Below are 25,253 nucleotides of genomic sequence, written 5' to 3'. Positions count from 1 at the left end.
CCTTTTTATTATTTTACAAATTGTAATTCTTTCGGGAATTTCGTTAAAATTTCTGATCCGTCTTTTGTAATGTAAATATCATCTTCAATACGAACGCCACCTACGTTTGGTACGTAAATACCAGGTTCGATTGTGAAGACCATACCTTCTTTTAATGGAGACTCGTTACCAGCTTTTACATCTGGATATTCATGTACGCTAATTCCAAGTCCATGACCAAGTCGGTGCGGGAAGAAGTCTCCGTAACCTGCATCTGCGATAACAGAACGAGCAGCGTTATCGATTGCGCCAAGTGTAACACCTGGTTTACATGCTTCAACTGCTTGTAGTTGTCCAGCAAGTACAGTGTTGTAAATGCGAGTTTGCTCTTCAGAAATCTCACCGAATGCTACTGTACGTGTAATATCAGAGCAATAACCTTCAATGATTACACCTAAATCAAATAGTACGAAATCACCGCGCTTCATTTTGTTTGCGCCAGGAATACCGTGTGGAAGAGCAGAGTTTGCACCCGCTAATACCATCGTATCAAATGACATCTTATGTATGCCTTTTGTTTTTAATTCGTGTTCAATAATTGCTAATACTTCTAGCTCGCTACGGTTTTCTTTAATTGCATTTACACCAACTTCAACAGCGTAGTCCGCCATTTTAGCTGCTTCGCGTAAAATAGAAAGTTCTTTTTCATCTTTAATTAAACGAAGTTCGCGAACTTTCTCCTCAGCTGATTTGAAAGCTGCATTTGGGAATAATTTCGTTAATTCTTCGTAGCGCTCTACGTTTAAATGTTCTTTTTCAATTGCAACTGCATTTGCATTGATGCCGCGGTCTTTAATTGCTTTTGCAATCATATCCCATGGTCTGTCAGTATCAGTAAATCCGATAATTTCATGTGCCCAGCCAGCGTTACGTGCTTGACCTTCTTCCATTTTAGGACAAATTAAAATAGGTTCTTTTTCTTGGAATACAAACATACCAAGTAATCTTTCATGCGGTTCACAGTGGAAGTTCGTCATGTAGAAGACGTTCGGTGTAGAAGTTAAGAACGCAGCTTCTACGTTTTTTTCTTTTAGCCATTGCATTAAATTTTCTAATCTAGCATTCATCGATTGGCACCCCCGAGATATTTAATTACAAATATAACTTTAACTCGGAAGAAAGCGTTATGACAAGTAAATAGATGTTAGAAAAGACAGGGAATTGAAAAATCATGTAGAATAAAAAGTGAGAATGTGAATAGGGGAGGAATGTAATAATGAAAGTATCTTATCATGGGCATTCAGTTGTGAAAATTGAGGCGAATGGAAAAGTTATTTTAATTGACCCGTTTTTAACAGGTAATCCGAAAACAGATTTAAAAGCTGAAGATGTAAAAGTGGATGCAATCCTTTTATCGCATGGACACGGTGATCATGTTGGAGATACAGTAGAACTTGCGAAGAAAAATAATGCAGTTGTTGTAGCGCCATTTGAACTAGCAACATTTTTAAGTTGGCAAGGTGTAAATACACATCCGATGCATATTGGTGGTTCACATGAATTTGACTTCGGAAAAGTGAAGTTTACACAAGCATTCCACGGCTCTAGTTATATTGATGAAGCAAATAAGACGATTACATATACAGGTATGCCAGCAGGTATTTTATTTACAGCAGAAGAGAAAACAGTGTACCACGCAGGAGATACTGCACTATTCTCTGATATGAAGTTAATTGGGGAATTAAATAAAGTTGATCTAGCATTTTTACCAATTGGTGATAATTTCACAATGGGACCAGAAGATGCTGTACTAGCGGCAAAATGGATTAATGCGAAAACTGTTGTACCGATGCATTACAATACGTTCCCAGTTATTGAACAAGATCCATATCAATTTGTAGAAAAGCTACAAAATTGTACAGGGAAAGTATTAGAAGCTGGAGAAAGTATTACACTATAGAAAAGAAACCCTTCATTTGAAAAGAAAAGTGAAGGGTTTTTACGTGTATAGGACAGCTTTTAATGCTTGTATTTGTTTTGGTGATTCTTTTCTTTTTGTACGTGGTTGTTCAGGTGTTTCATTCAATTCCATTGCAACTTTTTTCCCATCTACGAAAGCTAAAAATACAGCACCTACAACCTCTAAAAATTTTTTCATCATGTGTACGCTCCTTTGTTTTATTTCTTGTCTTCATTGTATAGGGAATCAAGTGGGCGAACTATCGAATGAGATGACAATAGCATTACATTGTTGTAATAGAATGACTGGTGGAATGTAAGAGTCATTTTGTTATAAAAAAAATAGTACAGGTATGCAAAGAGAGAGTGTAACAGTTTTGAAAATATAGTATACTGAAAGTACAACACATGAAGAATTTAGGGAAAAGAAAGTATGGTGAAACCATTTGGCTACCAAGCATAACCAAATTTTAGAACATATTAATAGCCTGCCAGTAGGCCATAAAATTTCTGTAAGACAAATTGCGAAAGATTTGAGTGTAAGTGAAGGGACAGCTTACCGTGCAATTAAAGATGCAGAAAATAAAGGGTATGTTAGTACAATTGAACGTGTCGGAACAATTCGAATTGAACAAAAGAAGAAAGAAAATATCGAAAAACTGACATATGCAGAAGTCGTTAACATTGTCGACGGTCAAGTACTTGGGGGCAGAGAAGGACTACATAAAACATTAAATAAATTCGTAATCGGAGCTATGAAATTAGAAGCGATGATGCGCTATACAGAAGCTGGGAATTTACTCATTATTGGTAACCGTACGAATGCACATCAATTAGCGCTAGAAACTGGAGCCGCTGTATTAATTACGGGTGGATTTGATACAGAAGATCATGTGAAGAAATTAGCAGACGAATTAAAGCTGCCGATTATTTCAAGTAGCTACGATACATTTACGGTCGCGACGTTAATTAACCGTGCAATTTATGATCAACTGATTAAGAAAGAAATTGTACTTGTTGAGGATATTTTAACACCAATTGAAGAAACGTTATATTTAAAGCCACATGATACAGTACAGCAATGGCATGCATATAATGAAGAGACAATGCACGGAAGATATCCAATTGTCGATGAAAATAAAAAAGTGCTAGGAATCGTAACTTCAAAAGACATGATCGGTGTAGCGAAAGAAACACCAATTGATAAAGTAATGACAAAACACCCAATTACAGTGAATGGTAAAATGTCTGTCGCAGCTGCGGCACGTATGATGGTGTGGGAAGGAATTGAATTACTTCCTGTCGTTGAGGAAGGAAATAAACTGCAAGGTATCATTAGCCGTCAAGATGTACTTCAGGCACTGCAAATGATTCAACGTCAGCCACAAGTTGGAGAAACAATTGATGATATTGTAACGAATCAATTTATGACGCCAAAAGAAGCGAAAAATGAGCATCTATATCAATTTTCAGTGACGCCGCAAATGACGAACTCAATCGGAACGTTATCGTACGGTGTATTTGCAACAATTGTGACAGAAGCGACAAATCGCGTTATTCGTGCGCAAAAGAAAAGCGATTTAATTGTTGAAAACTTAACAATTTATTTCGTAAAGCCGGTTCAAATTGATAATGTTGTATCCGTTCATCCGAAAGTATTAGAAATTGGGCGTAAATTTGGTAAGGTTGATGTAGAGGTGCATCATGAAGGTAATGTCGTTGGAAAAGCATTACTTATGGTTCAGTTAATTGATAAATAAAAAGATGGAACAAATCGTTTTGATTTGTTCCATCTTTTTTGTTGTTTTAAATTTGAAAGGCATGATTTTAGATGAGAGTTTTAGTGAAATATGTATGGGGTGGAGTGGAAAAGTAACGCAAGAAAAGACAGAATAGTAATTCAATTTGGTTGTATATTGTGTTATGATAATATTGTAAGAAAATGGATTTATGAAAGGTGGTATACATTATGTCGTCAGCCGTACTCTTTTTTGGTAGTATCGCATTATTTTACTTTCTTGTAATGATACCGATCCAATATTTATATTTACAAGGTTTACATGAAAAAAAGGAAAAGACAGGATTATCTCAGCGAGAGCTATATGAAAAAATGTCTTTTGGAGAAGAACAATTACATTTTCACGTACAAGGTAACCCATTTAATATACCATCTGCGTTTGTCGCATATATGATTTTAAAAGTTAGAGGACGTAAAAAAGCATCACAATTTTGATGCTTTTTTACGTTGTTTCATAGACTTCTGCTTCTTTAACTGCTAATGGTAAGAAATGTTTGTATTGGCGAAATCCATTAAATACACTTGCACTACCAAATAGAACGAATAAGATACCAACGATAATACGAGCGGTTGAAAGTTCTAAAAAGAATTGGTTTATCCCGAAGAATAAGACGAATGAACCGAGTGCCATTGCGGATTTTCCAGAGAGCCAACCTTTCTCCATTGGGCGGTTTGTACGAAAGTATTTTGTTTTGTAGAAGAGATACAACATAAATGAGACGATAATACAGAAGACTAATACTGGCATAATGAACACTCCCATCGTTTTATGAAAAAAATAGTGGAGAAAAAAGAAATATCTAAACTTTCTAACTTTTATTATAAAGCAATTGTTCGCATGTATGAAATACTTTCCGTTATAATGAGAGATAAAGTGAAGAAGTTGATTAAAAAGGAGATTATACATATGCATGAGCAAATTTTAGGAGCAATTAAAGAGTTTGATACAATTATTATTCATCGCCACGTGCGTCCGGATCCAGATGCATTAGGTTCACAGGGTGGCCTTGGTACAATTTTAAAAGAATCGTTTCCAGAGAAAAATATTTATACGGTTGGGTACAATGAACCATCGTTAGCATACTTACGAGTAATGGATGATATTGAAGATAGTATATACGAAAATGCGCTTGTTATTGTTTGTGATACTGCGAATCAAGAACGTGTTGACGATCAACGCTATACAAAAGGGAAGATGTTAATTAAAATTGATCATCACCCAAATGAAGATCCATATGGAGATATTACGTGGGTAGATACGACAGCGAGTTCGACAAGTGAAATGATTTATGAGTTTTATAACTATGGAAAAGATAAAGGATTAAAAATAACAAAAGAAGCAGCCCGCCTTATTTTAGCAGGAATTGTTGGAGATACAGGTCGTTTCTTATTCCCAAATACGACAGCAAAAACACTTCGTTACGTAAGTGAGCTTGTTGACATGGGTGTGAAATTCACAGATTTATACAATGAAATGTATAAGACAAAAGAAAAAATTGCTCGTTTAAACGGTTATATTTTACAAAACTTTACGATGGTAGAAGAAGGAGCAGCTTACATTAAATTAACGAAAGAAGTATTAGAAGAATTTGATGTACTTCCTTCTGAAGCATCTGGTGTTGTTGGAGCGCTTGGCAATATTGATGGATTAAAGGCGTGGGTTCTATTTTTAGAGGAAGACGACGTAATTCGTGTTCGTCTTCGTTCAAAAGGACCAGTTATAAACAAATTGGCAATGCAATATAACGGCGGAGGACATCCGATGGCTTCTGGTGCCAAGGCATCTTCTTGGGAAGAAGCGGATCGTCTTTTTGCTGATTTACGTGAGATTTGTAAATAAGGGACTATATGTTAGAACGAAAAGAAGGAGCGGCGCTAAAGCCCTCCTTCTTTATTTTTCCTTTTCTATAGTAATGCTAATTTCAAGCACTGTATCAAAAGATATTGTATCGACTTTAAAACGGTATAGTCGATCGTAATGTTTGTACGTTTTGTTTTCGATTACCTTTTTGAGTAGGTCTTTATTTTTTGCGATACTTTGAATGTTTTTCGTTAAAAGATGCTGGAGATCATTATGGATAGATGTAGTCATATTTTCGAGTGTAAGATTGTCTAAATCGTATTTTTCCCGATTGATAAGTTTTATTTTAATCTCTTGAATGGTTAAGAGCCGTTTATTTTCAGTGTTCAATTTTTCTTGATCTTCGAGAAGGACGTGGAGCTTTGCTTCTTGTTTTTCTATAATTTCTCTTTGTTCTGCTATTTTACTAGCTTGTTCTTCTTGAAAAACACCGTATATGTACAAAAAAATAAACCAGCTCAACACGCCTCCAACAGCAGCACCAGCTAATACTAAGTACCATCTTTTTGCTGTATTGGCACTTGGTACTCTCATACATGTTCCTGCGTTAGCCATTTAATAATAATGAGACCTGTTTGCATACCACCAGTTGCGAAAAAAATAAGGAGAATTTGTTTTACGATATCTTTCATATCTCCGCCAAAGAAACTTCTTTCAAAGCTATAAAAGGTATCGAATGTTCCACCGATTGCTGCAACGAGTGCCCAAATTCTTAAATTTTGGGCGAATTGATTAATGTAAGTTAGAGCTGGTTTTCCGATAAGAAACGCACCAAATCCACCAATTAATGAACCGCCAAGTATAACCCCAAAGGCAATAAAATAACTAATAATAAGCAGAGAGAAAAAAGTATGTTCTCTTACATCCATCGTCATTCCCCTTTCTTCTTCATATATATGGACAAAGTATAAGAAGTATGTTTTGATTTCCGCTTTCCTCATCACCTATAATAAAAGTAGTCAAATAGGTAAAGAGAGGGTACAACAGTGAAGTTTGTGCATTTACAATGTCAAACCGTTTTTAGTTTATTAAAAAGTGCTTGTAAAATTGATGAGCTTGTAGTCAGGGCGAAAGAACTTGGTTTTTCATCGCTGGCTATTACGGATGAAAATGTTATGTATGGCGTTATTCCGTTTTATAAAGCATGTAAGAAACATGGTATACAGCCTGTTATTGGATTAACCGCTTCTATTTTTAGTGAAGAAGAAGAAAGGTCTTATCCGCTTGTATTACTTGCTGAGAATGAAATAGGCTACCAAAATTTATTAAAGATTTCTAGCAGTATTATGACAAAATCCAAAGAAGGTATTCCTAAGAAGTGGCTTGCGCATTATGCGAAAGGATTAATTGCTATTTCACCAGGTAAAGATGGCGAAATTGAGCAATTATTACTAGAAGACAATGAGAGTCAGGCTGAAGAAGTAGCTCGCACATATCAAAATATGTTCGGCCATTTTTATATGAGTTTGCAGCATCATGCGATTCAAGATGAGTTGCTTTTACAAGAGAAACTACCTGAATTTATTAGTAGGGTTAATATTCCAGTCGTTGCAACAAACGATGTGCGCTATATCAATCAAAGTGACGCACTTGTTCACGAATGTTTACTATCTGTTGAAAGTGGAACGAAAATGACTGATCCAGATAGGCCGAGGCTGAAAACAGATCAATATTATTTAAAGTCATCGGATGAAATGGAAGCACTATTTTCCCATGCGCCGGAAGCAATCCAAAATACAATGAAAATTGCAGAGCGTTGCCAAGTAGAAATACCGTTCCATGTAAATCAACTTCCGAAGTTTCCTGTTTCGTCTAATGAAACGAGTGATATATACTTGCGTCGTGTTTGTGAAGAAGGTTTGCGGAAACGATATGGTGCGCCGAAAGAAGTGCATATAAAGCGTTTAAATCATGAATTAAATGTTATTTCTCGTATGGGATTTAGTGATTATTTCCTCATCGTATGGGATTTTATGAAGTATGCACATGAAAATCATATTTTAACAGGACCAGGTCGTGGATCGGCAGCTGGTTCACTCGTCTCATACGTATTAGAAATTACAGATATTGATCCGATTGAATACGATCTATTATTTGAAAGGTTTTTAAATCCTGAACGTGTGACGCTTCCCGATATTGATATTGATTTTCCAGACGTAAGACGTGATGAGATGATTCGCTATGTGAAAGATAAATACGGTCAGCTCCGTGTTGCGCAAATTGTAACGTTTGGTACGCTTGCAGCAAAAGCGGCAATTAGAGACATTGCCCGCGTAATGGGGCTTCCGCCGCGAGATATTGATATATTTTCAAAACTTATCCCATCAAAGCTTGGTATAACGTTAAAAGATGCATATGAAGAATCACAATCACTTCGTGAGTTTATACAAGGGAATCTTCTGCATGAGCGTGTGTTTGAAATCGCAAAACGTGTAGAAGGTTTACCACGTCATACGTCTATTCATGCGGCTGGCGTTATTATGAGTCAAGAACCGCTAACAGGCAGTGTAGCAATTCAAGAAGGACATAACGATGTTTATGTTACGCAATATCCAGCCGATGCGCTAGAAGAACTTGGGTTGCTTAAGATGGACTTTTTAGGATTACGTAATTTAACGTTACTTGAAAATATTGTAAAATTTATCGCGAACAAAACAGGGAAAGAAATCGATATAAGAAACTTACCTCTTCAAGATGAAAAGACGTTCCAATTATTAGGGAGAGGGGATACAACAGGTGTATTCCAGCTTGAGTCAGGTGGTATGCGAAATGTACTTCGCGGGTTAAAACCGAATGAGTTTGAAGATATCGTAGCTGTTAACTCATTATACAGACCGGGACCGATGGAACAGATACCGACCTTTATTGAATCGAAACATGGAAAAAGAAAAATTGAATATTTACATCCGGATTTAAATCCAATTTTAGAAAGAACATACGGCGTCATTGTATACCAAGAACAAATTATGCAAATTGCATCGAAGTTAGCAGGGTTTTCGCTTGGTGAAGCAGATTTACTGCGCCGTGCAGTGAGTAAAAAGAATCGTGATATTTTAGATCAGGAACGTAAGCATTTTGTCCAAGGTTGTTTGCAAAATGGTTACGATGAGACGTCTGCTGAGAAAATTTACGATTTAATTGTAAGATTTGCGAATTACGGTTTTAACCGAAGTCACGCTGTAGCTTACAGTATGATCGGATATCAACTTGCCTACTTAAAAGCGAACTATACGCTGGAATTTATGACGGCACTATTATCAAGTGCAATTGGAAATGAAGATAAAATTGTACAGTATATACGAGAAACGAAGCGAAAAGGTTTTCATGTTTTGCCGCCGTCTCTTCAAAAAAGTGGTTACAACTTCCAAATAGAGGGGAATGCGATACGTTACAGTTTACTTTCGATTCGAAATATTGGAATGGCTACAGTGACGGCATTATTAGAAGAACGAGAGAAAAAAATGTTCGAAGATTTGTTTGAATTTTGTCTCCGTTTGCCGTCAAAGTTTGTAACGGAGCGCAATTTAGAAGCTTTCGTCTGGTCGGGATGTTTTGATGATTTTGGTGTTTCGAGAACGAATTTATGGAAAAGTATTAAAGGGGCATTAGAGTACGCGAATCTCGCACGTGATTTAGGAGATGCTGTTCCAAAATCAAAATACGTACAAGGAGAAGAGCTATCTTTTATTGAACAACTAAATAAAGAGAAAGAAGCACTTGGCTTTTATTTATCAAGTTATCCGACAGCGCAGTATGTAAAGTTAGCAAAAGAATTAGAAATTCCATCTCTCGCTCAGGCGATGCGACACAAGAAAAAAGTACAAAGAGCTATTGTGTATATAACAAGTGTGAGAGTGATTCGTACGAAAAAGTTTCAAAAGATGGCATTTATTACATTCTGTGATCAAAATGATGAAATGGAAGCAGTCCTCTTCCCGGAAACGTATATACATTTCTCGGACAAGTTACAAGAAGGAGCAATTGTTTTAGTTGACGGCATGATTGAGCTAAGAAATCATAAGCTGCAATGGATTGTAAATGGACTATATCCGCTAGAGGAAATGGATGTTTATGAAGAAAAGAAAGACGCATCTGTTTACGTGAAATTGCCGTCTCAGTATGACAAAAAGCTTTTAAATCAGGTTACGAAAATATTGTTCGACTATTCAGGTTTTGCGAAAGTACTAATTTATTATGAAAAGGAACATAAAATGGTACAATTATCTCGGAGTTTATCGATTCATCCAAGTGAAGAATGTTTAGGAGCACTTCGTGAAATTGTCGGGGAAGAAAATGTAGTTGTGAAAATATAATGGACAATTTCCCTACACTTCGATTATTATAGTAGTAGTGTTCGTGGTCAGACCACTTGGAGAAATTGATATCAGCAAGAATAATTTGAGGAGAGTGGATAGTTTGTCAACACTTCGTGAAGAAGCACTTCACATGCATAAAGTGCATCAAGGAAAATTAGAAACTGTATCAAAAGTAAAAGTAGAAAATGCAAAAGATTTAAGTCTTGCATATTCTCCAGGGGTTGCAGAACCTTGTAAAGAAATTTATGACGATAAAAGTAAGGTATATGAATATACGATGAAGGGAAATATGGTAGCAGTTGTGACAGACGGAACGGCTGTACTTGGTCTTGGTAACATTGGACCTGAAGCATCTCTTCCAGTAATGGAAGGTAAAGCTGTATTATTCAAGAGCTTTGCTGGTGTAGATGCATTCCCGATTGCCTTAAATACAAACGATGTAGATAAAATTGTTGAAACTGTAAAATTAATGGAGCCAACTTTTGGCGGCGTTAACTTAGAAGATATCGCAGCACCAAACTGCTTCATTATTGAAGAGCGTTTGAAAAAAGAAACAAATATTCCTATCTTCCATGATGATCAACACGGAACAGCTATCGTAACAGTAGCAGGTCTTGTAAATGCACTGAAATTAGTTGGAAAGAAAATGTCTGACATTAAAGTTGTCGCAAATGGCGCAGGTGCAGCAGGTATTGCAATTATTAAACTTTTATATCGCTATGGTGTACGCGACATTATTATGTGTGACCGTAAAGGGGCAATCTATGATGGTCGTCCTACAGGTATGAATCCGGTGAAGGATGAAGTTGCAAAATATACAAATAAGAATCGTATAGAAGGTTCTTTAGCTGATGTTGTACAAGGTGCGGACGTATTCATTGGTGTATCTGCAGAAGGTGCATTAACAGAAGAGATGGTTCGTACAATGAATGACAATGCGATTATTTTTGCAATGGCAAATCCAGTTCCAGAAATTATGCCAGAATTGGCAAAAGCAGCGGGCGCAGCTGTTGTTGGAACAGGTCGTTCTGACTTCCCGAACCAAGTAAATAATGTACTGGCGTTCCCTGGTATTTTCCGCGGTGCACTTGACGTACATGCGACACAAATTAACGAAGAAATGAAGATGGCAGCTGTACAGGCTATTGCTGAGCTTGTAGCAGAAGATGAGTTGAATGCAGACTATATCATTCCAGCACCATTTGACGCGCGTGTAGCGCCTCAAGTAGCGGCTTACGTTGCAAAAGCAGCAATGGAGACAGGAGTAGCTCGCCGTCAAGTAGATCCAAATGAGATCGCTGAAAAAACAAAACAATTAGCGCTGATTGGTAAAGAATAAGCGAGGAATTTCCATTGACATCATCAAATACAAAAGTATATCTCGAAATTGTAAAAAAAATCCGTTCCATTATGGAAGAGGATGGATTGGTAGCGGGGGATCGTTTGCCGTCTGAGCGCGAGTTAAGTTCACGCTTAAACGTAGGACGTTCCTCTGTAAGAGAAGCATTGCGTGCTTTAGAACTGGTAGGATTGATTGAAACGAGACGTGGTGAAGGGACGTTTATTCGAAACTTTTATGATAACGGTCTTGTACAATTAATTGCTCCGTTCTTACTGCAAGATGAGAAAACAATTCGTGATTTATTACAAACAAAACGATTGCTTGAGAAAGATATGATTCGAATTGTATGTAATTTACCGAAAGAAACGTTTTCTAAAGTACTAAGTAGATTACACCAAGTACTTGAAGAAAATGAAAGCTCAATCCCAACGCTTCATCAAACGTTCTTTAAAACACTTATTGAACAAGTCGATAATTATTTACTATATCGCATTTGGATGATCGTAAATGATTACGTAGCAACTCTTTCTTGTAAAGTTTCAAGAGATTCTATCGATATGTATAGAAAGCTTTATGCTACTTTGGAAGAAAAACAAGAAAATGATGCACTAAAAATTTACGATGAATTAGTAGAGAATATACAGTTTCACTCGTAATGTATAAAATTTGTCGAAATGACCATGACACGTTATGACAAACATTCTACCGCGTAGCGGTTAAAGTTAAACGTAAAGAGTGAGGTTATTAGACAGATTGAGAAGATAAGGCTAACATCAAACTTTGGTGTTAGCCCCATTTTCTTCTTACGCTAACCTTAGCTCTCAACGAAGGGGGTCAAATTGTGCTAAGAGATTTATTCGTGAAAAAGAAAAAGTACGCTGCAATACCTTCAGAACAAGTACGAAAAGATGTACCAGATGGCGTTATGACAAAATGTCCGGAATGTAAAAAAATCATGTATACGAAAGAACTTCTAAAAAATTTAAAAGTATGTGTGAATTGTGGATATCATCATCCTATGAATGCATGGGAACGTCTTGATAGTATATTGGACGAAGGGTCATTCCGTGAGTATGACAAAGAAATGGTTTCATTAAATCCACTCGAGTTTCCAGGTTATGAAGAGAAACTAGAGAGCGATCGTAAGAAGACTGAATTGAACGAAGCGGTTGTAACTGGTGAAGGAACAATTGATGACATGCTTGTTGTTGTTGCAGTAATGGATTCTCGTTTTCGAATGGGGAGCATGGGCTCTGTAGTAGGAGAAAAAATCGCCCGTGCGGTTGAAAAGGCGTACGACTTACAAGTTCCATTTATTATCTTTACTGCTTCGGGTGGTGCCCGTATGCAAGAAGGGATATTAAGTTTAATGCAAATGGCAAAAACAAGCGTAGCTTTGAAAAAGCATAGTAATGCAGGAGGGTTATTTATTTCTGTTATGACTCACCCAACGACGGGCGGGGTTTCAGCGAGTTTCGCTTCACTTGGTGATTATAATCTTGCAGAACCAGGTGCACTTATCGGATTTGCTGGTAGACGTGTAATTGAACAAACGGTGCGTGAGAAACTACCGGAAGATTTCCAAACGGCAGAATTCTTACTAGATCATGGTCAATTAGATGCGGTGGTGCATCGTGATGATATGAGAGAATCGCTTCGCAAGATTTTAGAAGTTCATCAAGGAGGGGAATTGGCTGTATGGCAGAGCTAGAATTTGAAAAACCAGTTGTTGAGCTAAGAAATAAGATTCGTGAACTGAAAGACTATACGAAAAACAGCCAGATGGACTTCAGTGAGGAGATTCGTATTTTGGAAGAAAAGCTAGAAAATTTAGAGGAAGATATATACGGCAATCTAAAAGTATGGGACCGTGTTCAAATTGCTCGTCATGCAGAACGACCGACAACGCTCGATTATATTGAGCACTTATTTACTGATTTTTTCGAATGTCATGGAGATCGTCTATTTGGCGATGATGCAGCGATTGTCGGCGGCATTGCGAAATATAAAGGGATGCCTGTAACTGTAATTGGGCATCAGCGCGGAAAAGATACGAAAGAAAATATTCGCCGTAACTTTGGAATGCCTCATCCAGAAGGATATCGAAAAGCACTGCGTCTCATGAAACAAGCGGAAAAGTTTAATCGTCCTATTATTTGTTTCATCGATACGAAGGGAGCTTATCCTGGTAAAGCAGCTGAAGAACGTGGACAAAGTGAAGCTATTGCCCGCAACCTATTTGAGATGGCAGGTTTAACGGTACCAGTTATTTGTATCGTTATCGGTGAAGGCGGTAGTGGTGGTGCGCTAGGTCTTGGAGTAGGAGATTACATTCATATGCTAGAAAATTCCACTTATTCTGTTATTACACCAGAGGGTGCAGCGGCAATTCTTTGGAAAGATGCAGGAAAAGCAAAGGAAGCTGCAGAAGCAATGAAAATTACAGCAGCAGATTTGAAAGAATTAGGTGTAATTGATGAAATTATTCCAGAGGCAAAAGGTGGAGCTCACCGTAATCTTTTAAAACAGTCAGAAAATATAGACTTAATAATTAGAAAAACTTTTGAACAATTAAACGGAATTTCGAAAGATGAATTAATCGAAAAACGTTATGAAAAATATATGAAAATTGGGCAAGTTTCGTTTTCAAACGCTTCCATTGGGATAAAATAAGAAAAGCGTGCGTTCCTCTTCGCGAATGCACGTTTTTATTATGAAAAGACACATCTTCTCCATTGTGTTTTTATATTTTTTCGTGTTATTTTATTATAAGGCAAATAATCTTTATGAGGTGAGTACAAATGAAACGTATTGGTGTATTAACAAGTGGTGGAGATTCACCTGGTATGAATGCTGCCATTCGTGCAGTTGTTCGTAAAGCGATTTTCCATGATATTGAAGTATATGGTATTTACCATGGATACGCTGGATTAATTTCTGGTCACATTGAAAAATTAGAACTTGGTTCTGTTGGCGATATTATCCACCGCGGTGGTACGAAATTATATACAGCAAGATGTCCTGAGTTTAAAGACCCAGAAGTACGACTAAAAGGTATCGAGCAATTAAAGAAACATGGTATCGAAGGACTTGTTGTTATTGGTGGAGATGGTTCTTACCAAGGTGCTAAAAAATTAACTGAACAAGGATTCCCATGTGTTGGTGTACCAGGTACAATCGACAATGATATCCCTGGAACAGACTTCACAATTGGTTTCGATACAGCTTTAAACACTGTTATTGATGCAATTGATAAAATCCGTGACACAGCTACATCTCATGAACGTACATATGTTATCGAAGTAATGGGACGTCACGCTGGTGATATCGCATTATGGGCTGGTTTAGCTGATGGTGCAGAAACAATCTTAATTCCAGAAGAAGAGTATGACATGGATGATGTTATCGCTCGTCTGAAGCGCGGTAGTGAACGTGGTAAAAAACACAGTATTATCGTTGTAGCTGAAGGTGTTGGAAGTGCAATTGACATCGGTAAGCACATTGAAGAAGCAACAAACTTTGATACTCGTGTAACTGTATTAGGTCACGTACAACGTGGCGGATCACCAAGTGCACAAGACCGTGTATTAGCAAGTCGTCTTGGCGCAAGAGCAGTTGAATTATTAATTGCTGGTAGAGGTGGACGTTGTGTAGGTATTCAAGATAACAAACTTGTTGATCATGATATTATCGAAGCGTTAGCTCAAAAGCATACAATCGATAAAGATATGTATCAATTATCTAAAGAATTATCCATCTAATCGGCGTAATGTCGGATATTTGGGAACGGTTTCATAATTTTCGGAGGTGCAATATGCGTAAAACTAAAATTGTATGTACAATAGGTCCTGCTAGTGAAAGTATTGAAAAATTAGAGCAATTAATTGAAGCAGGTATGAACGTTGCTCGTTTAAACTTCTCTCATGGTAGCCATGAAGAGCACGGAGCTCGTATTAAAAACATTCGTGAAGCTTCAAAGAAAACTGGTAAAACAGTTGGTATCTTACTTGATACAAAAGGTCCAGAAATCCGTACTCACGACTTCGTAGACGGACAAGCTGAGCTTGTAACAGGTGCAGAAGTAGTTCTTTCTACTGAGCAAGTATTAGGTACTGCAGAGAAGTTCTCTGTATCTTATGCTGGTCTTTATGACGATGTAGACCCAGGTTCTCGCATTCTAATCGATGACGGTCTTATCGAACTAGAAGTAATCGAAAAAGCTGATGGAAACATCCGTACAAAAGTTCTTAACAGCGGAACTGTAAAAAATAAAAAAGGTGTTAACGTACCAAACGTAAGCATTAAGCTTCCTGGTATCACTGAAAAAGACGTAAAAGATATCATCTTCGGTATCGAGCAAAAAGTTGATTTCATCGCAGCTTCATTCGTACGTAAAGCGTCTGACGTATTAGAAATCCGTGAATTATTAGAAGAGCATGGCGCTCAATACATCCAAATCGTACCGAAAATCGAAAACCAAGAAGGTATCGACAACATCGATTCAATCTTAGAAGTTTCTGACGGTTTAATGGTAGCTCGTGGTGATATGGGTGTAGAAATTCCACCAGAAGAAGTACCATTAGTACAAAAACGTCTAATCAAAAAATGTAACGTGTTAGGTAAACCAGTTATTACTGCGACACAAATGTTAGACTCTATGCAACGTAACCCACGTCCAACTCGTGCGGAAGCAAGTGACGTAGCTAACGCAATCTTCGATGGTACAGATGCAATCATGCTTTCAGGTGAAACAGCTGCTGGTCAATATCCGGTAGAAGCAGTAACAATGATGGCTAACATTGCAGTACGTGTTGAAAAATCATTACAATACGAAGATATGTTCAAAAAACGTATTAAAGAGTTCACTCCAACAATTACAGATGCAATTAGCCAATCTGTTGCGCATACAGCACTTGCTCTTGATGTAGCTGCAATCGTAGCTCCAACAGAAAGTGGACATACTGCGAAAATGATCTCTAAATACCGTCCAAAATCTCCAATCGTAGCTGTAACATCTGACGAGCAAGTAGGACGTCGTCTTGCACTTGTTTGGGGTGTACAAGCATTTATGGCTGAGAAGCGCGCAGCTTCAACTGACGAAATGTTAGATACAGCAATTCAAACAGGTATGGATGCAGGTCTAATCGGCCTTGGAGATACTGTAGTAATTACTGCTGGTGTTCCAGTTGCTGAAACTGGTACAACAAACTTAATGAAAATCCACGTTGTTGGTGAAGAAGTTGCTAAAGGACAAGGAATCGGTCGTAAAGCTGCAAAAGGTAAAGTAGTTGTAGCAAAAACAGCTGCTGAAGCTGTAGCGAACGTAAACGAAGGTGATATCCTTGTTACAACAAGCACTGATAAAGATATGATTCCTGCAATCGAAAAAGCTGCTGCTTTAGTTGTAGAAGAAGGTGGCTTAACAAGCCATGCTGCTGTTGTGGGCGTATCAATCGGTATTCCTGTTATCGTTGGTGTAAACGGCGTAACAGCAACTTTAAAAAATGGCCAAGAAGTAACAGTTGATGCAGCACGCGGAATTGTTTATAATGGACATGCGGAAGTGCTATAAGTAATACGGAGAGAAGGATCGGAGTCCTTCTCTTTTTTTTACACAAAAACGAGATAGAATTAGCTTAAAACGCCTAGAATTGCTTTTAAAAGCTGTTTGTTATGGGTTTTAATATGAAAGGGTATTATATTTCATATGATGTATATAGGTGTTGTGAGGGTGTTAAAAGTGAGTTGTGAGAGAGGTGTAGAACTATGCAGTGGTTACTATTCTTGTTTATTTTAATACCGGCGATTGAGATTACGGTCTTAATCGGATCAAGTCATGTAATAGGTTTATGGTCTACGTTCGCTATGATTGTATTTACAGGTGTAGTAGGTGTGTATTTGGCGAAAAGACAAGGATTTAAAGTGCTTGGAGAGATTCAATCTAAGTTGAATAGAGGGGAAATGCCAGGTGAGGCAGTACTAGATGGTATTTTTGTATTTGTAGGAGGTATTCTCTTAGTGCTTCCTGGTTATGTGACAGATGTGCTAGGGTTTATCTGCGTGATCCCTATTACGAGAGCTTTATTGAAGCCGCTTGTTATGAAGTGGATGGAATGGAAGTTTAGAAAGAACTCTACTATTATCATTCAGAAGTAGCGCTTAGATTATAACGATCTAAGTGCTATTTTTTTGTCTTGTAAGAGGGGAGGAACTTTCTGATTGAAGCTTTGCTTTACCGCGTTATTTGTGGGGGGATGATGAGTGGGGATGAACAAAACGTCCGCTTATTATATTTGCTATATAATTTTCGTTTGAACTCTTGTTGTGCTTCGATTAAACGTGTGATTTTTTAGTGCTATTAATTTGGATGAATAAGATGGTGCGAAATGCAGCCAAATTAAAGTTTTGCTTTCGAATATAAAGGAGCGATTGGTGTAAAGAATTCATATAAAAGGTGGTGATTGTTAGTTGAAGCCTTATTTTATGCCATTTTGTATATTTATTCATTTACATAAAAAGTAATAAATGTAAGTAATAATTATAGATAAAATAGAATAAAAATGTATTTTTAACTAGAATATGTGTTTTTTTATGCAAAAAAACAAGAGGATTATCCTGTTTCTGGGTAATGCTCTTGTTGCGTGTGAGTAGTGTGAAAAATAAGTAAAAGGAATAATCAGTGGGAATTTCCCACTGATTATAGCTTGATTTTTTGTATGAATTAGAAACTGTTATTTTGAAGGTGAACCTTTAATATATTTCCACAAGTCATGGAAGACATTAGCTTTGTGTAATGTATTAAGTAGTACTAAGGTGACTGGACCGATGATTAATCCTAAAAAGCCAAAAAGCTTAAAGCCGACAAATAGAGCGACGAGTGTTGCTAATGGATCGAGACCGATGTTAGATGAAAGTACTTTCGGCTCCATAATTTGTCTTTGGACAATCACGACGATGTATAAAATGAGAAGGCCAATGGCGAATCCGGTATCGCCAGTGAAAAATACGTATATAACCCACGGAACGAAGACCGCGCCTGTTCCTAAATAGGGTAGTAAATCTACAACTCCTGTAATAATCGCAATAGTAATGGCGTATGGTACGCGTAATATTAAAAGTCCAATCAGTACAATGACGGTTGTCATAGATACGAGTGTAAGTTGTGCTTTCACAAAACCGAATAAAGCTTTTTTTAAGTCGACAAAAATAGTTTTTCCGTAGCCATGTACACGATTTGGTAGTAATTTTCTTGCTTTTTGAGCAAGACGGTGCCAATCGTAACTAATGAAGAAAGTGGCTAATAAAATGAATACAAGGACAGTTAACGTTGTTGGCAGTGCACTAATGAAATTCGTTAACCCGCTTATAATGGCGGTTAAAAGTTCTTTCATTTGTGTTGTTGCTTCTGTTCCTAAGTTTTGGATGTTTTGTGTAATTGTATAGCGCTGTGGTTCTCCAAGATGATTAAATTTAGAGATTAAATCATCGTAGAGAGGCATAATATGATTAAGTGCAAATTGCTGAGCGAATGTAACGATATCTGGAAACTTTACTGTAACAAGTTGTAGTAAGTATGTTGTGGCAGATATTGCTTCAGTCACAAGATATGTAACAAGTCCGACGATAGCTCCAAATACGAGAATTAAGCTAACGAGTACTGCTAGTGCGCGAGGAAATTGTAGTTTTTGATTAAGGAAATTGACGACAGGATTAATCAAATAAGCAAATGCAAAAGCGATAATAAAAGGATAGATAAGCCCTGACATATATAGTAATACATAGAACCCAGCTACCGTTGCTACAATGACAAATATGAGTCGCAATATCATATATAGTAAGTTTCGGTTCAAAGATGTATACCTCCCATTCCAATTTGGATTATCCTAATTCGTTCAACTTATAACGAGTGTGTCCCACTGATTAAAGTTTCACTTTATGTTATAGTGGAATGATGGATTTTTCCTGCTTTTTCAGTATGTGAGTGACTGTGAAAGCTTGGTGTTGATGCTTCTACTATATGGTAAAAACTTCATTTTCTCTTCTTTTTATTTTACCTGTTTCTTATTAGAAAAGAAAGAAGAGACGACTGTTTTCAAAAATGTATACATGCTTAATTTTTTTGGTGAAAGTCTCTTTTTTAAATTTTAAAATGCATAAAAAATGAAGTGATTCATGTTGAATAGGCATCGATATAGCATGTATAACGATAGGTTTAAAGGTATTTTTGTTTGGAAATGAGTTCATTATTTTCAGAAAGGAAGTGGAAACATGATTAGTCAGTCAACGTTATTTTTATTCATACTACTTATTATAGGACTTATTGCTAAAAACCAATCGCTTACTGTAGCTATTGGTGTGTTATTTCTATTGAAGTTTACGTTTTTAGGAGATAAGGTCTTTCCTTATTTACAAACGAAAGGAATTAACCTAGGTGTAACGGTCATTACAATAGCGGTGCTCGTACCGATTGCGACGGGGGAAATAGGTTTTAAACAACTTGGAGAAGCGGCAAAATCGTATTATGCGTGGATTGCTTTAGCTTCAGGTGTAGCGGTCGCTTTGTTAGCGAAAGGCGGCGTACAATTGTTGACAACGGATCCTCATATTACAACTGCGCTTGTTTTTGGGACAATTATAGCGGTTGCGTTATTTAATGGGGTTGCTGTTGGTCCGTTAATTGGGGCTGGAATTGCCTATGCGGTTATGAGTATTATACAGATGTTTAAATAAGGAATTTTATAGTAATATAAAATTTTTGAATTCTTTCTGTTCACAAAAGTCAGATAATTGTTTATAATAGGATTAGAAACTTTGAAAAGTTACATAACAGCAGAGACTTTACACCAGATAAAATAAAAACAACATAAAACAATTTTATAATGATATTGTTTTATGTTGTTTTTATCATAAAACTCTTCGGAATGTATTTTCCTCACTAACTTGTTGTTTTGAGCGTGAGGATTCGGGGAGACATTCACGCTCATGCTTTCCATGTAAACAATGGACAATAAGAGGGGAACACCGCAACAAATTTGCATGATCGTGCATTTTGCTTGCCTAAAGAGTGAACGGGCGTTCATAATTCATAAGGGGAGCAAATAGATATAAGGAGCAAGGTTGGGAGAATTTTCAGGAAAAGGAGAGAATGTCATGACTGTTATTCGAGGTTTAGAAGGGGTAGTAGCAACAACATCATCTGTAAGCTCTATTATTGATGATACATTAACTTATGTTGGGTATAATATTGATGATTTAGCTGAGAATGCTACGTTTGAAGAAGTAGTGTACTTATTATGGCACCGCAAGCTTCCTAATGAAAAAGAACTAGCGGAATTTAATGAAATTGTATCTGAATACTATAAAGTTCCAGGTGAGATTTTAACATATTTGAAACAAGTAGATTTAAAAATTGCACATCCGATGTCTGTTTTACGAACTGCAATTTCCATGCTATCATTATACGATGAGAGCGCTGAAATTATGGATGAAAAGTCCAATTATTTGAAAGCGGTTAAATTACAGGCTCAAGTGGGAACTTTAGTTGCTGCTTACGCGAGAATCCGTAAAGGTTTAGATATTGTTGAGCCAAGAAAAGATTTATCATTAGCTGCAAACTTCTTGTACATGTTAAATGATCGCGAGCCAAATGAAGTTGAAATTGAAGCTTTTGATAAGGCACTTGTACTTCATGCAGATCATGAGTTAAACGCTTCTACATTTACTGCACGTGTTTGCGTAGCTACACTGTCAGATGTATATTCTGGTATTACAGCAGCAATCGGTGCATTAAAAGGTCCTCTTCACGGTGGGGCAAATGAAAATGTAATGAAGATGTTAACTGAAATTGGCCAAGAAGAAAATGTAGAGTCATATATTCATAATGCTCTTCAAAATAAAGTAAAAATCATGGGCTTTGGCCACCGTGTGTATGAGCAAGGTGATCCACGTGCAAAACACTTACGTGAAATGTCTAAGAGATTATGCGTGCTTTTAGGAGAAGACAAATGGTATAATATGTCTATCAAAATTGAAGACATTGTAACAAAAGAAAAAGGTCTTCCACCAAATGTCGATTTCTATTCAGCTTCTGTATACCATTGTTTAGGAATTGACCATGACTTATTTACACCTATTTTTGCAATTAGCCGTATGTCAGGCTGGTTAGCTCATATTCTAGAACAATATGAAAACAACCGTTTAATCCGTCCGCGTGCTGATTATAATGGACCAACGCATCAAGTGTATGTTCCAATCGCACAAAGATAAGCGAAAAACACTATTTCGATAGTGAAAATACGCTTTCAAAAGTCTGATTTTTTCGGAAAGATGTAATGATTAGAATATTTTAATTTGACTAACGGTTTGAACTGAGGGGTTATTCCCTCAGTTTCATACATATGAAATTTCAAACATGGGGGTTATCACATTGACGACAGGTGAAAAAATTACTGTAACTAATGGTGTTATGAATGTACCAAACAATCCGATTATTCCATTTATTGAAGGAGATGGAATTGGTCCTGATATTTGGGCAGCTGCATCTCGCGTAATAGAAGCAGCAGTTGAAAAAGCTTATGATGGTGAGAAGAAAATCGTTTGGAAAGAAGTGCTTGCAGGGGAAAAAGCATTCAACCAAACAGGCGAGTGGTTACCAGAAGAAACTTTAAATTTAATTCGCGAATATTTAATCGCAATTAAAGGTCCACTTACAACTCCAGTTGGCGGTGGTATTCGTTCTCTAAACGTAGCACTTCGTCAAGAATTAGATCTATATGTATGTCTACGTCCAGTTCGTTATTTTGAAGGTGTTCCTTCACCTGTAAAACGTCCGGAAGATACTGATATGGTTATTTTCCGTGAAAATACAGAAGACATTTATGCTGGAATTGAATATGCACAAGGATCTCCAGAAGCAGAAAAAGTTCTTGCTTTCTTAAAAGAAGCAATGGGTGTTAATAAAATCCGCTTCCCAGAAACATCTGGTATTGGTATTAAACCAATCTCAGAAGAAGGGACAAAGCGTCTTGTTCGTGCTGCAATTCAATATGCAATTAATGAAAAACGCTCTTCTGTTACATTAGTTCATAAAGGAAACATTATGAAATTTACAGAAGGTGCTTTCAAAAACTGGGGTTACGAAGTAGCGGAACAAGAATTCGGCGACAAAGTATTTACTTGGGCTGAATATGATCGCATTGTTGAAAAAGATGGTAAAGATGCAGCAAATAAAGCGATGGCAGACGCTGAAGTGGCTGGAAAAATCATCGTAAAGGATTCTATTGCAGACATCTTCTTACAACAAATTTTAACTCGTCCACGTGAGTTCGATGTTGTTGCAACAATGAACTTAAATGGTGACTATATCTCTGATGCACTTGCTGCACAAGTAGGTGGAATTGGTATTGCACCTGGTGCAAACATTAACTATGTGACTGGACATGCTATCTTTGAAGCTACACACGGTACAGCTCCAAAATATGCAGGTTTAGATAAAGTAAACCCATCTTCAGTTCTTCTTTCAGGTGTATTATTATTAGAACACTTAGGATGGAATGAAGCAGCGAAATTAGTAACAGATTCAGTTGAGAAAACAATTGCATCAAAAGTAGTAACATATGACTTCGCTCGCCTAATGGAAGGCGCAACAGAAGTGAAGTGTTCTGAGTTTGCTAATGAGCTTATTAAAAACATGGATGTAGCGATAATCAAAAATGCATAATTAAAGCGGGGGTAAATTATGACAATCAAACGCAAGAAAGTTTCAGTCATCGGTGCAGGATTTACAGGAGCAACAACGGCATTCTTATTAGCACAAAAAGAACTTGCAGATGTTGTATTAGTGGACATTCCACAACTGGAAAATCCAACAAAAGGGAAAGCGTTAGATATGTTAGAAGCGAGCCCAGTACAAGGTTTTGATGCTAACATTATTGGAACATCTGATTACGCAGATACTGCTGATTCTGACGTTGTCGTTATTACAGCAGGTATTGCACGTAAGCCTGGTATGAGCCGTGATGACTTAGTAGCAACGAACTCTAAAATTATGAAAAGTATTACGCGCGACATTGCAAAACATTCACCAAATGCAATTATTGTTGTGTTAACAAATCCAGTTGATGCAATGACATATTCTGTATTTAAAGAAGCAGGATTCCCGAAAGAGCGTGTAATTGGCCAATCGGGCGTATTAGATACAGCTCGTTTCCGTACATTCATCGCACAAGAATTAAATCTTTCTGTGAAAGACATTACAGGATTTGTTCTTGGTGGACACGGTGACGACATGGTACCTCTTGTGCGTTATTCTTATGCAGGCGGTATTCCGTTAGAAACGTTAATTCCGAAAGAGCGTTTAGAAGCAATCGTAGAACGTACACGTAAAGGTGGCGGTGAGATTGTAGGCTTATTAGGAAACGGTAGTGCATATTACGCACCAGCAGCTTCTTTAGTTGAAATGACAGAAGCAATCTTAAAAGATCAACGCCGTGTATTACCAGCTATTGCGTACCTTGAAGGTGAGTATGGTTATAGTGACCTTTACTTAGGGGTACCAGTAATTCTAGGTGGTAACGGAATTGAAAAAATTATTGAATTAGAACTTCTTGCAGATGAAAAAGAAGCGTTAGATCGCTCTGTAGAATCTGTACGTAACGTAATGAAAGTTCTTGTTTAATAATTGAATAGTAGTGAAAAAGATTCGGGATTCCGAATCTTTTTCTACTATTTACCGAATTGTTTTTTTGAAATAATATGAAAACGCTATCATTTGTAGTATCCTATAATGAAACTATAGATTTATACTATACATTGCCCTCATCATAGTAAATTTCGGATAAGGTATCGCTTTTAGTAGGATAATAAGGTGAAAAAATCGGAGGGGGTTGTAACATGTTAAAGAAAAAAGTTCAAATTGGTCGTAAAATGGATGAAATTACAGTAGGAGAGAAATTATCTATCACTGAAAAAATTGAGGATAAAGATTTGTTATTGTACTTAGGGTTAACGAATGATGCCAATCCATTATATATTCAGCATGATTACGCATCCCAAACTCCGTATGAAAAGCCGATTGTACCAAGCATTATGCTAACGGGAATGATTACAACGGCAGTTACGAAATATTTACCGGGTCCAGGAAGTCATATTACTAGAAAGGACCTTACGTTCGTGAAGCATGTTCACCATTATGAAACGTTACAAATCCACTTTGAAGTTGTGGCTGTTTCTGAGGAGGAACATACAATTGATATGCTTGTATCTGCTCATGATGAAAAAGGAGAAACTGTTGTAAAAGGTTCATTAACAGTCACGCCGCCTTTTAAATCTGTTTCCATTATGGAAAAAGCATTAGATAATTTTTAAAAGATGAAAATATGAATAGCGCTAGCATACCTTGAATAAGGATGCTAGCGCTATTTTTAGTTGAAAAATCCTTCTTTGAACCCTTCAGCAAATTCTGAGCACCCCGTTTTAATCGTATCCCAGCTCGGTACGTTAAAAGTAAGGAAACATGTTACTACTAAAGTTAAAATAGGTAGTAATAGTCGCATAATAGACCCCTTTTTATATTCGTATTATTGGATTAACAATATTTACTATATTATAATTTGATAATTTAAGTCAATGGAAGGAGTGATTCTTTAAGATGAGGTGGAAAGGAGAAGCCGTTATCTTTGAAACGGTAAGAGAAGCTGAAGTGTGGGCAGACGGGGTTGCGAATGAAATGCACGGGAGAGTATTTGATGGATATGAAACACCGGATTATAAAATTGCGTATGCTCTTTCGTTTTTCCTAGCACAAAATCAAGATTTTATAGTTCATACGGAAGTGAGCTTTAAAGAAGAGAGAGTAATCTATAAAGTTTGGCAAAATCCTGTGTAGTTGCAGGTGAATCGTAATTACTTCTATTTTCTCAATTCTACACAAACGATCTCCATGAATAGACAATTATATTGAGAGGGACCTTGTTTTCTAGTATGATGAGAATAACGGGG

Annotated in this window: 25 protein-coding genes; 18 read left to right on the top strand and 7 right to left on the bottom strand. The window is 37.0% G+C overall.

The window, feature by feature from the left end; translation table 11 throughout:
• Positions 1 to 8 precede the first annotated feature (8 nt).
• Positions 9 to 1,106 (bottom strand): Xaa-Pro dipeptidase, encoded by a 1,098-nt coding sequence (gene pepQ / locus ACS2FK_RS04660; protein WP_000994037.1) that lies wholly within the window; start codon positions 1,104 to 1,106, stop codon positions 9 to 11.
• 149 nt (positions 1,107 to 1,255) lie between these two features.
• Here pepQ and ACS2FK_RS04655 point away from each other — a divergent pair, with 149 nt between their 5' ends.
• Complete coding sequence (locus ACS2FK_RS04655; protein ID WP_000868922.1) at positions 1,256 to 1,939, top strand: metal-dependent hydrolase; 684 nt, start codon at positions 1,256 to 1,258, stop codon at positions 1,937 to 1,939.
• Between the two features lie 39 nt (positions 1,940 to 1,978).
• On the opposite strand, the gene ACS2FK_RS04650 is transcribed toward ACS2FK_RS04655, so the two are convergent.
• Complete coding sequence (locus ACS2FK_RS04650) at positions 1,979 to 2,140, bottom strand: hypothetical protein (protein WP_063548750.1); 162 nt, start codon at positions 2,138 to 2,140, stop codon at positions 1,979 to 1,981.
• Positions 2,141 to 2,384: 244 nt separating this feature from the next.
• Between ACS2FK_RS04650 and ACS2FK_RS04645 the strand changes: the two genes are divergently transcribed.
• Positions 2,385 to 3,698 (top strand): CBS domain-containing protein, encoded by a 1,314-nt coding sequence (locus ACS2FK_RS04645; RefSeq protein WP_000201579.1) that lies wholly within the window; start codon positions 2,385 to 2,387, stop codon positions 3,696 to 3,698.
• A 209-nt stretch (positions 3,699 to 3,907) separates the two neighbouring features.
• Positions 3,908 to 4,171: a DUF3949 domain-containing protein gene (locus ACS2FK_RS04640; protein WP_000093046.1), complete on the top strand. Its 264-nt coding sequence runs from the start codon at positions 3,908 to 3,910 to the stop codon at positions 4,169 to 4,171.
• 7 nt (positions 4,172 to 4,178) lie between these two features.
• Here ACS2FK_RS04640 and ACS2FK_RS04635 read toward each other — a convergent pair whose 3' ends face one another.
• On the bottom strand, positions 4,179 to 4,484 hold the full coding sequence (locus tag ACS2FK_RS04635) for a YtpI family protein (protein WP_001144766.1): 306 nt from the start codon (positions 4,482 to 4,484) through the stop codon (positions 4,179 to 4,181).
• Positions 4,485 to 4,643: 159 nt separating this feature from the next.
• On the opposite strand from ACS2FK_RS04635, the gene ACS2FK_RS04630 reads away from it, so the two are divergent.
• Complete coding sequence (locus ACS2FK_RS04630) at positions 4,644 to 5,576, top strand: DHH family phosphoesterase (protein WP_053563565.1); 933 nt, start codon at positions 4,644 to 4,646, stop codon at positions 5,574 to 5,576.
• Between the two features lie 51 nt (positions 5,577 to 5,627).
• Here the strand turns inward: ACS2FK_RS04630 and ytrI are convergent, their stop codons facing one another.
• Together ytrI and ACS2FK_RS04620 are read right to left on the bottom strand one after the other, a co-directional pair.
• A complete protein-coding gene (gene ytrI, locus ACS2FK_RS04625) occupies positions 5,628 to 6,131 on the bottom strand; it encodes a sporulation membrane protein YtrI (protein WP_001265736.1) in 504 nt (167 codons plus the stop codon).
• A complete protein-coding gene (locus ACS2FK_RS04620) occupies positions 6,128 to 6,541 on the bottom strand; it encodes a YtrH family sporulation protein (protein WP_002005839.1) in 414 nt (137 codons plus the stop codon). The genes ytrI and ACS2FK_RS04620 overlap by 4 nt, the downstream gene beginning before the upstream one ends.
• Before the next feature lie 42 nt (positions 6,542 to 6,583).
• Between ACS2FK_RS04620 and dnaE the strand changes: the two genes are divergently transcribed.
• From dnaE to ACS2FK_RS04580, 8 genes are all read left to right on the top strand, one after another.
• Entirely contained in the window at positions 6,584 to 9,910 is a 3,327-nt protein-coding gene (gene dnaE, locus ACS2FK_RS04615) for a DNA polymerase III subunit alpha (RefSeq protein WP_063548748.1), read from the top strand.
• Between the two features lie 133 nt (positions 9,911 to 10,043).
• Complete coding sequence (locus tag ACS2FK_RS04610; protein WP_161114790.1) at positions 10,044 to 11,252, top strand: NAD(P)-dependent malic enzyme; 1,209 nt, start codon at positions 10,044 to 10,046, stop codon at positions 11,250 to 11,252.
• Between the two features lie 14 nt (positions 11,253 to 11,266).
• A complete protein-coding gene (locus ACS2FK_RS04605; protein WP_000204444.1) occupies positions 11,267 to 11,911 on the top strand; it encodes a FadR/GntR family transcriptional regulator in 645 nt (214 codons plus the stop codon).
• Between the two features lie 185 nt (positions 11,912 to 12,096).
• Positions 12,097 to 12,966: an acetyl-CoA carboxylase, carboxyltransferase subunit beta gene (accD, locus tag ACS2FK_RS04600; RefSeq protein ID WP_000942855.1), complete on the top strand. Its 870-nt coding sequence runs from the start codon at positions 12,097 to 12,099 to the stop codon at positions 12,964 to 12,966.
• Positions 12,954 to 13,928 (top strand): acetyl-CoA carboxylase carboxyl transferase subunit alpha, encoded by a 975-nt coding sequence (gene accA, locus ACS2FK_RS04595; RefSeq protein ID WP_063548746.1) that lies wholly within the window; start codon positions 12,954 to 12,956, stop codon positions 13,926 to 13,928. Before accD ends, accA begins: the two co-directional genes overlap by 13 nt.
• Before the next feature lie 128 nt (positions 13,929 to 14,056).
• Positions 14,057 to 15,016, top strand: coding sequence for a 6-phosphofructokinase (gene pfkA / locus ACS2FK_RS04590; protein WP_000821158.1), 960 nt, complete (start codon positions 14,057 to 14,059; stop codon positions 15,014 to 15,016).
• 53 nt (positions 15,017 to 15,069) lie between these two features.
• Positions 15,070 to 16,827 (top strand): pyruvate kinase, encoded by a 1,758-nt coding sequence (gene pyk / locus ACS2FK_RS04585; protein ID WP_001232667.1) that lies wholly within the window; start codon positions 15,070 to 15,072, stop codon positions 16,825 to 16,827.
• A gap of 194 nt (positions 16,828 to 17,021) precedes the next feature.
• A complete protein-coding gene (locus tag ACS2FK_RS04580; protein WP_063548744.1) occupies positions 17,022 to 17,411 on the top strand; it encodes an FxsA family protein in 390 nt (129 codons plus the stop codon).
• 575 nt (positions 17,412 to 17,986) lie between these two features.
• On the opposite strand, the gene ytvI is transcribed toward ACS2FK_RS04580, so the two are convergent.
• Positions 17,987 to 19,105 (bottom strand): sporulation integral membrane protein YtvI, encoded by a 1,119-nt coding sequence (gene ytvI, locus ACS2FK_RS04575; protein ID WP_023523156.1) that lies wholly within the window; start codon positions 19,103 to 19,105, stop codon positions 17,987 to 17,989.
• A 418-nt stretch (positions 19,106 to 19,523) separates the two neighbouring features.
• On the opposite strand from ytvI, the gene ACS2FK_RS04570 reads away from it, so the two are divergent.
• The 5 genes from ACS2FK_RS04570 (at position 19,524) to ACS2FK_RS04550 (ending at position 24,620) form a co-directional block, all read left to right on the top strand.
• Positions 19,524 to 19,985: a DUF441 domain-containing protein gene (locus tag ACS2FK_RS04570; protein WP_000625507.1), complete on the top strand. Its 462-nt coding sequence runs from the start codon at positions 19,524 to 19,526 to the stop codon at positions 19,983 to 19,985.
• Between the two features lie 387 nt (positions 19,986 to 20,372).
• On the top strand, positions 20,373 to 21,521 hold the full coding sequence (citZ, locus tag ACS2FK_RS04565) for a citrate synthase (RefSeq protein ID WP_002094155.1): 1,149 nt from the start codon (positions 20,373 to 20,375) through the stop codon (positions 21,519 to 21,521).
• Between the two features lie 160 nt (positions 21,522 to 21,681).
• Positions 21,682 to 22,974: an NADP-dependent isocitrate dehydrogenase gene (gene icd / locus ACS2FK_RS04560; RefSeq protein ID WP_000206893.1), complete on the top strand. Its 1,293-nt coding sequence runs from the start codon at positions 21,682 to 21,684 to the stop codon at positions 22,972 to 22,974.
• Positions 22,975 to 22,992: 18 nt separating this feature from the next.
• Positions 22,993 to 23,931 carry a malate dehydrogenase gene (gene mdh / locus ACS2FK_RS04555; protein WP_000153232.1) on the top strand — a complete coding sequence of 313 codons (939 nt, stop codon included), beginning with the start codon at positions 22,993 to 22,995 and terminating at the stop codon, positions 23,929 to 23,931.
• Between the two features lie 215 nt (positions 23,932 to 24,146).
• Entirely contained in the window at positions 24,147 to 24,620 is a 474-nt protein-coding gene (locus ACS2FK_RS04550) for a MaoC family dehydratase (RefSeq protein ID WP_000914180.1), read from the top strand.
• A gap of 56 nt (positions 24,621 to 24,676) precedes the next feature.
• Here the strand turns inward: ACS2FK_RS04550 and ACS2FK_RS04545 are convergent, their stop codons facing one another.
• On the bottom strand, positions 24,677 to 24,808 hold the full coding sequence (locus tag ACS2FK_RS04545) for a hypothetical protein (protein WP_001238014.1): 132 nt from the start codon (positions 24,806 to 24,808) through the stop codon (positions 24,677 to 24,679).
• A gap of 95 nt (positions 24,809 to 24,903) precedes the next feature.
• Here ACS2FK_RS04545 and ACS2FK_RS04540 point away from each other — a divergent pair, with 95 nt between their 5' ends.
• The gene (locus ACS2FK_RS04540; protein ID WP_001267348.1) at positions 24,904 to 25,140 is read left to right on the top strand and encodes a hypothetical protein; all 237 of its coding nucleotides are present in this window, start codon (positions 24,904 to 24,906) and stop codon (positions 25,138 to 25,140) included.
• Positions 25,141 to 25,253 lie beyond the last annotated feature (113 nt).

This window comes from Bacillus cereus group sp. BceL220 (genome assembly GCF_051776965.1).
GTDB lineage: Bacteria > Bacillota > Bacilli > Bacillales > Bacillaceae_G > Bacillus_A > Bacillus_A cereus.
This window is presented reverse-complemented; position numbering and strand designations above follow the sequence as displayed.

Bases quoted from the DNA above. Each gene is read 5' to 3' on its own strand.
- pepQ (WP_000994037.1), bottom strand. From the start codon at position 1,106: ATGAATGCTAGATTAGAAAATTTAATGCAATGGCTAAAAGAAAAAAAC.
- ACS2FK_RS04655 (WP_000868922.1), top strand. From the start codon at position 1,256: ATGAAAGTATCTTATCATGGGCATTCAGTTGTGAAAATTGAGGCGAAT.
- ACS2FK_RS04650 (WP_063548750.1), bottom strand. From the start codon at position 2,140: ATGATGAAAAAATTTTTAGAGGTTGTAGGTGCTGTATTTTTAGCTTTC.
- ACS2FK_RS04640 (WP_000093046.1), top strand. From the start codon at position 3,908: ATGTCGTCAGCCGTACTCTTTTTTGGTAGTATCGCATTATTTTACTTT.
- ACS2FK_RS04635 (WP_001144766.1), bottom strand. From the start codon at position 4,484: ATGCCAGTATTAGTCTTCTGTATTATCGTCTCATTTATGTTGTATCTC.
- ACS2FK_RS04630 (WP_053563565.1), top strand. From the start codon at position 4,644: ATGCATGAGCAAATTTTAGGAGCAATTAAAGAGTTTGATACAATTATT.
- ytrI (WP_001265736.1), bottom strand. From the start codon at position 6,131: ATGAGAGTACCAAGTGCCAATACAGCAAAAAGATGGTACTTAGTATTA.
- ACS2FK_RS04610 (WP_161114790.1), top strand. From the start codon at position 10,044: ATGCATAAAGTGCATCAAGGAAAATTAGAAACTGTATCAAAAGTAAAA.
- accA (WP_063548746.1), top strand. From the start codon at position 12,954: ATGGCAGAGCTAGAATTTGAAAAACCAGTTGTTGAGCTAAGAAATAAG.
- pfkA (WP_000821158.1), top strand. From the start codon at position 14,057: ATGAAACGTATTGGTGTATTAACAAGTGGTGGAGATTCACCTGGTATG.
- pyk (WP_001232667.1), top strand. From the start codon at position 15,070: ATGCGTAAAACTAAAATTGTATGTACAATAGGTCCTGCTAGTGAAAGT.
- ACS2FK_RS04580 (WP_063548744.1), top strand. From the start codon at position 17,022: ATGCAGTGGTTACTATTCTTGTTTATTTTAATACCGGCGATTGAGATT.
- ACS2FK_RS04570 (WP_000625507.1), top strand. From the start codon at position 19,524: ATGATTAGTCAGTCAACGTTATTTTTATTCATACTACTTATTATAGGA.
- mdh (WP_000153232.1), top strand. From the start codon at position 22,993: ATGACAATCAAACGCAAGAAAGTTTCAGTCATCGGTGCAGGATTTACA.
- ACS2FK_RS04550 (WP_000914180.1), top strand. From the start codon at position 24,147: ATGTTAAAGAAAAAAGTTCAAATTGGTCGTAAAATGGATGAAATTACA.
- ACS2FK_RS04545 (WP_001238014.1), bottom strand. From the start codon at position 24,808: ATGCGACTATTACTACCTATTTTAACTTTAGTAGTAACATGTTTCCTT.
- ACS2FK_RS04540 (WP_001267348.1), top strand. From the start codon at position 24,904: ATGAGGTGGAAAGGAGAAGCCGTTATCTTTGAAACGGTAAGAGAAGCT.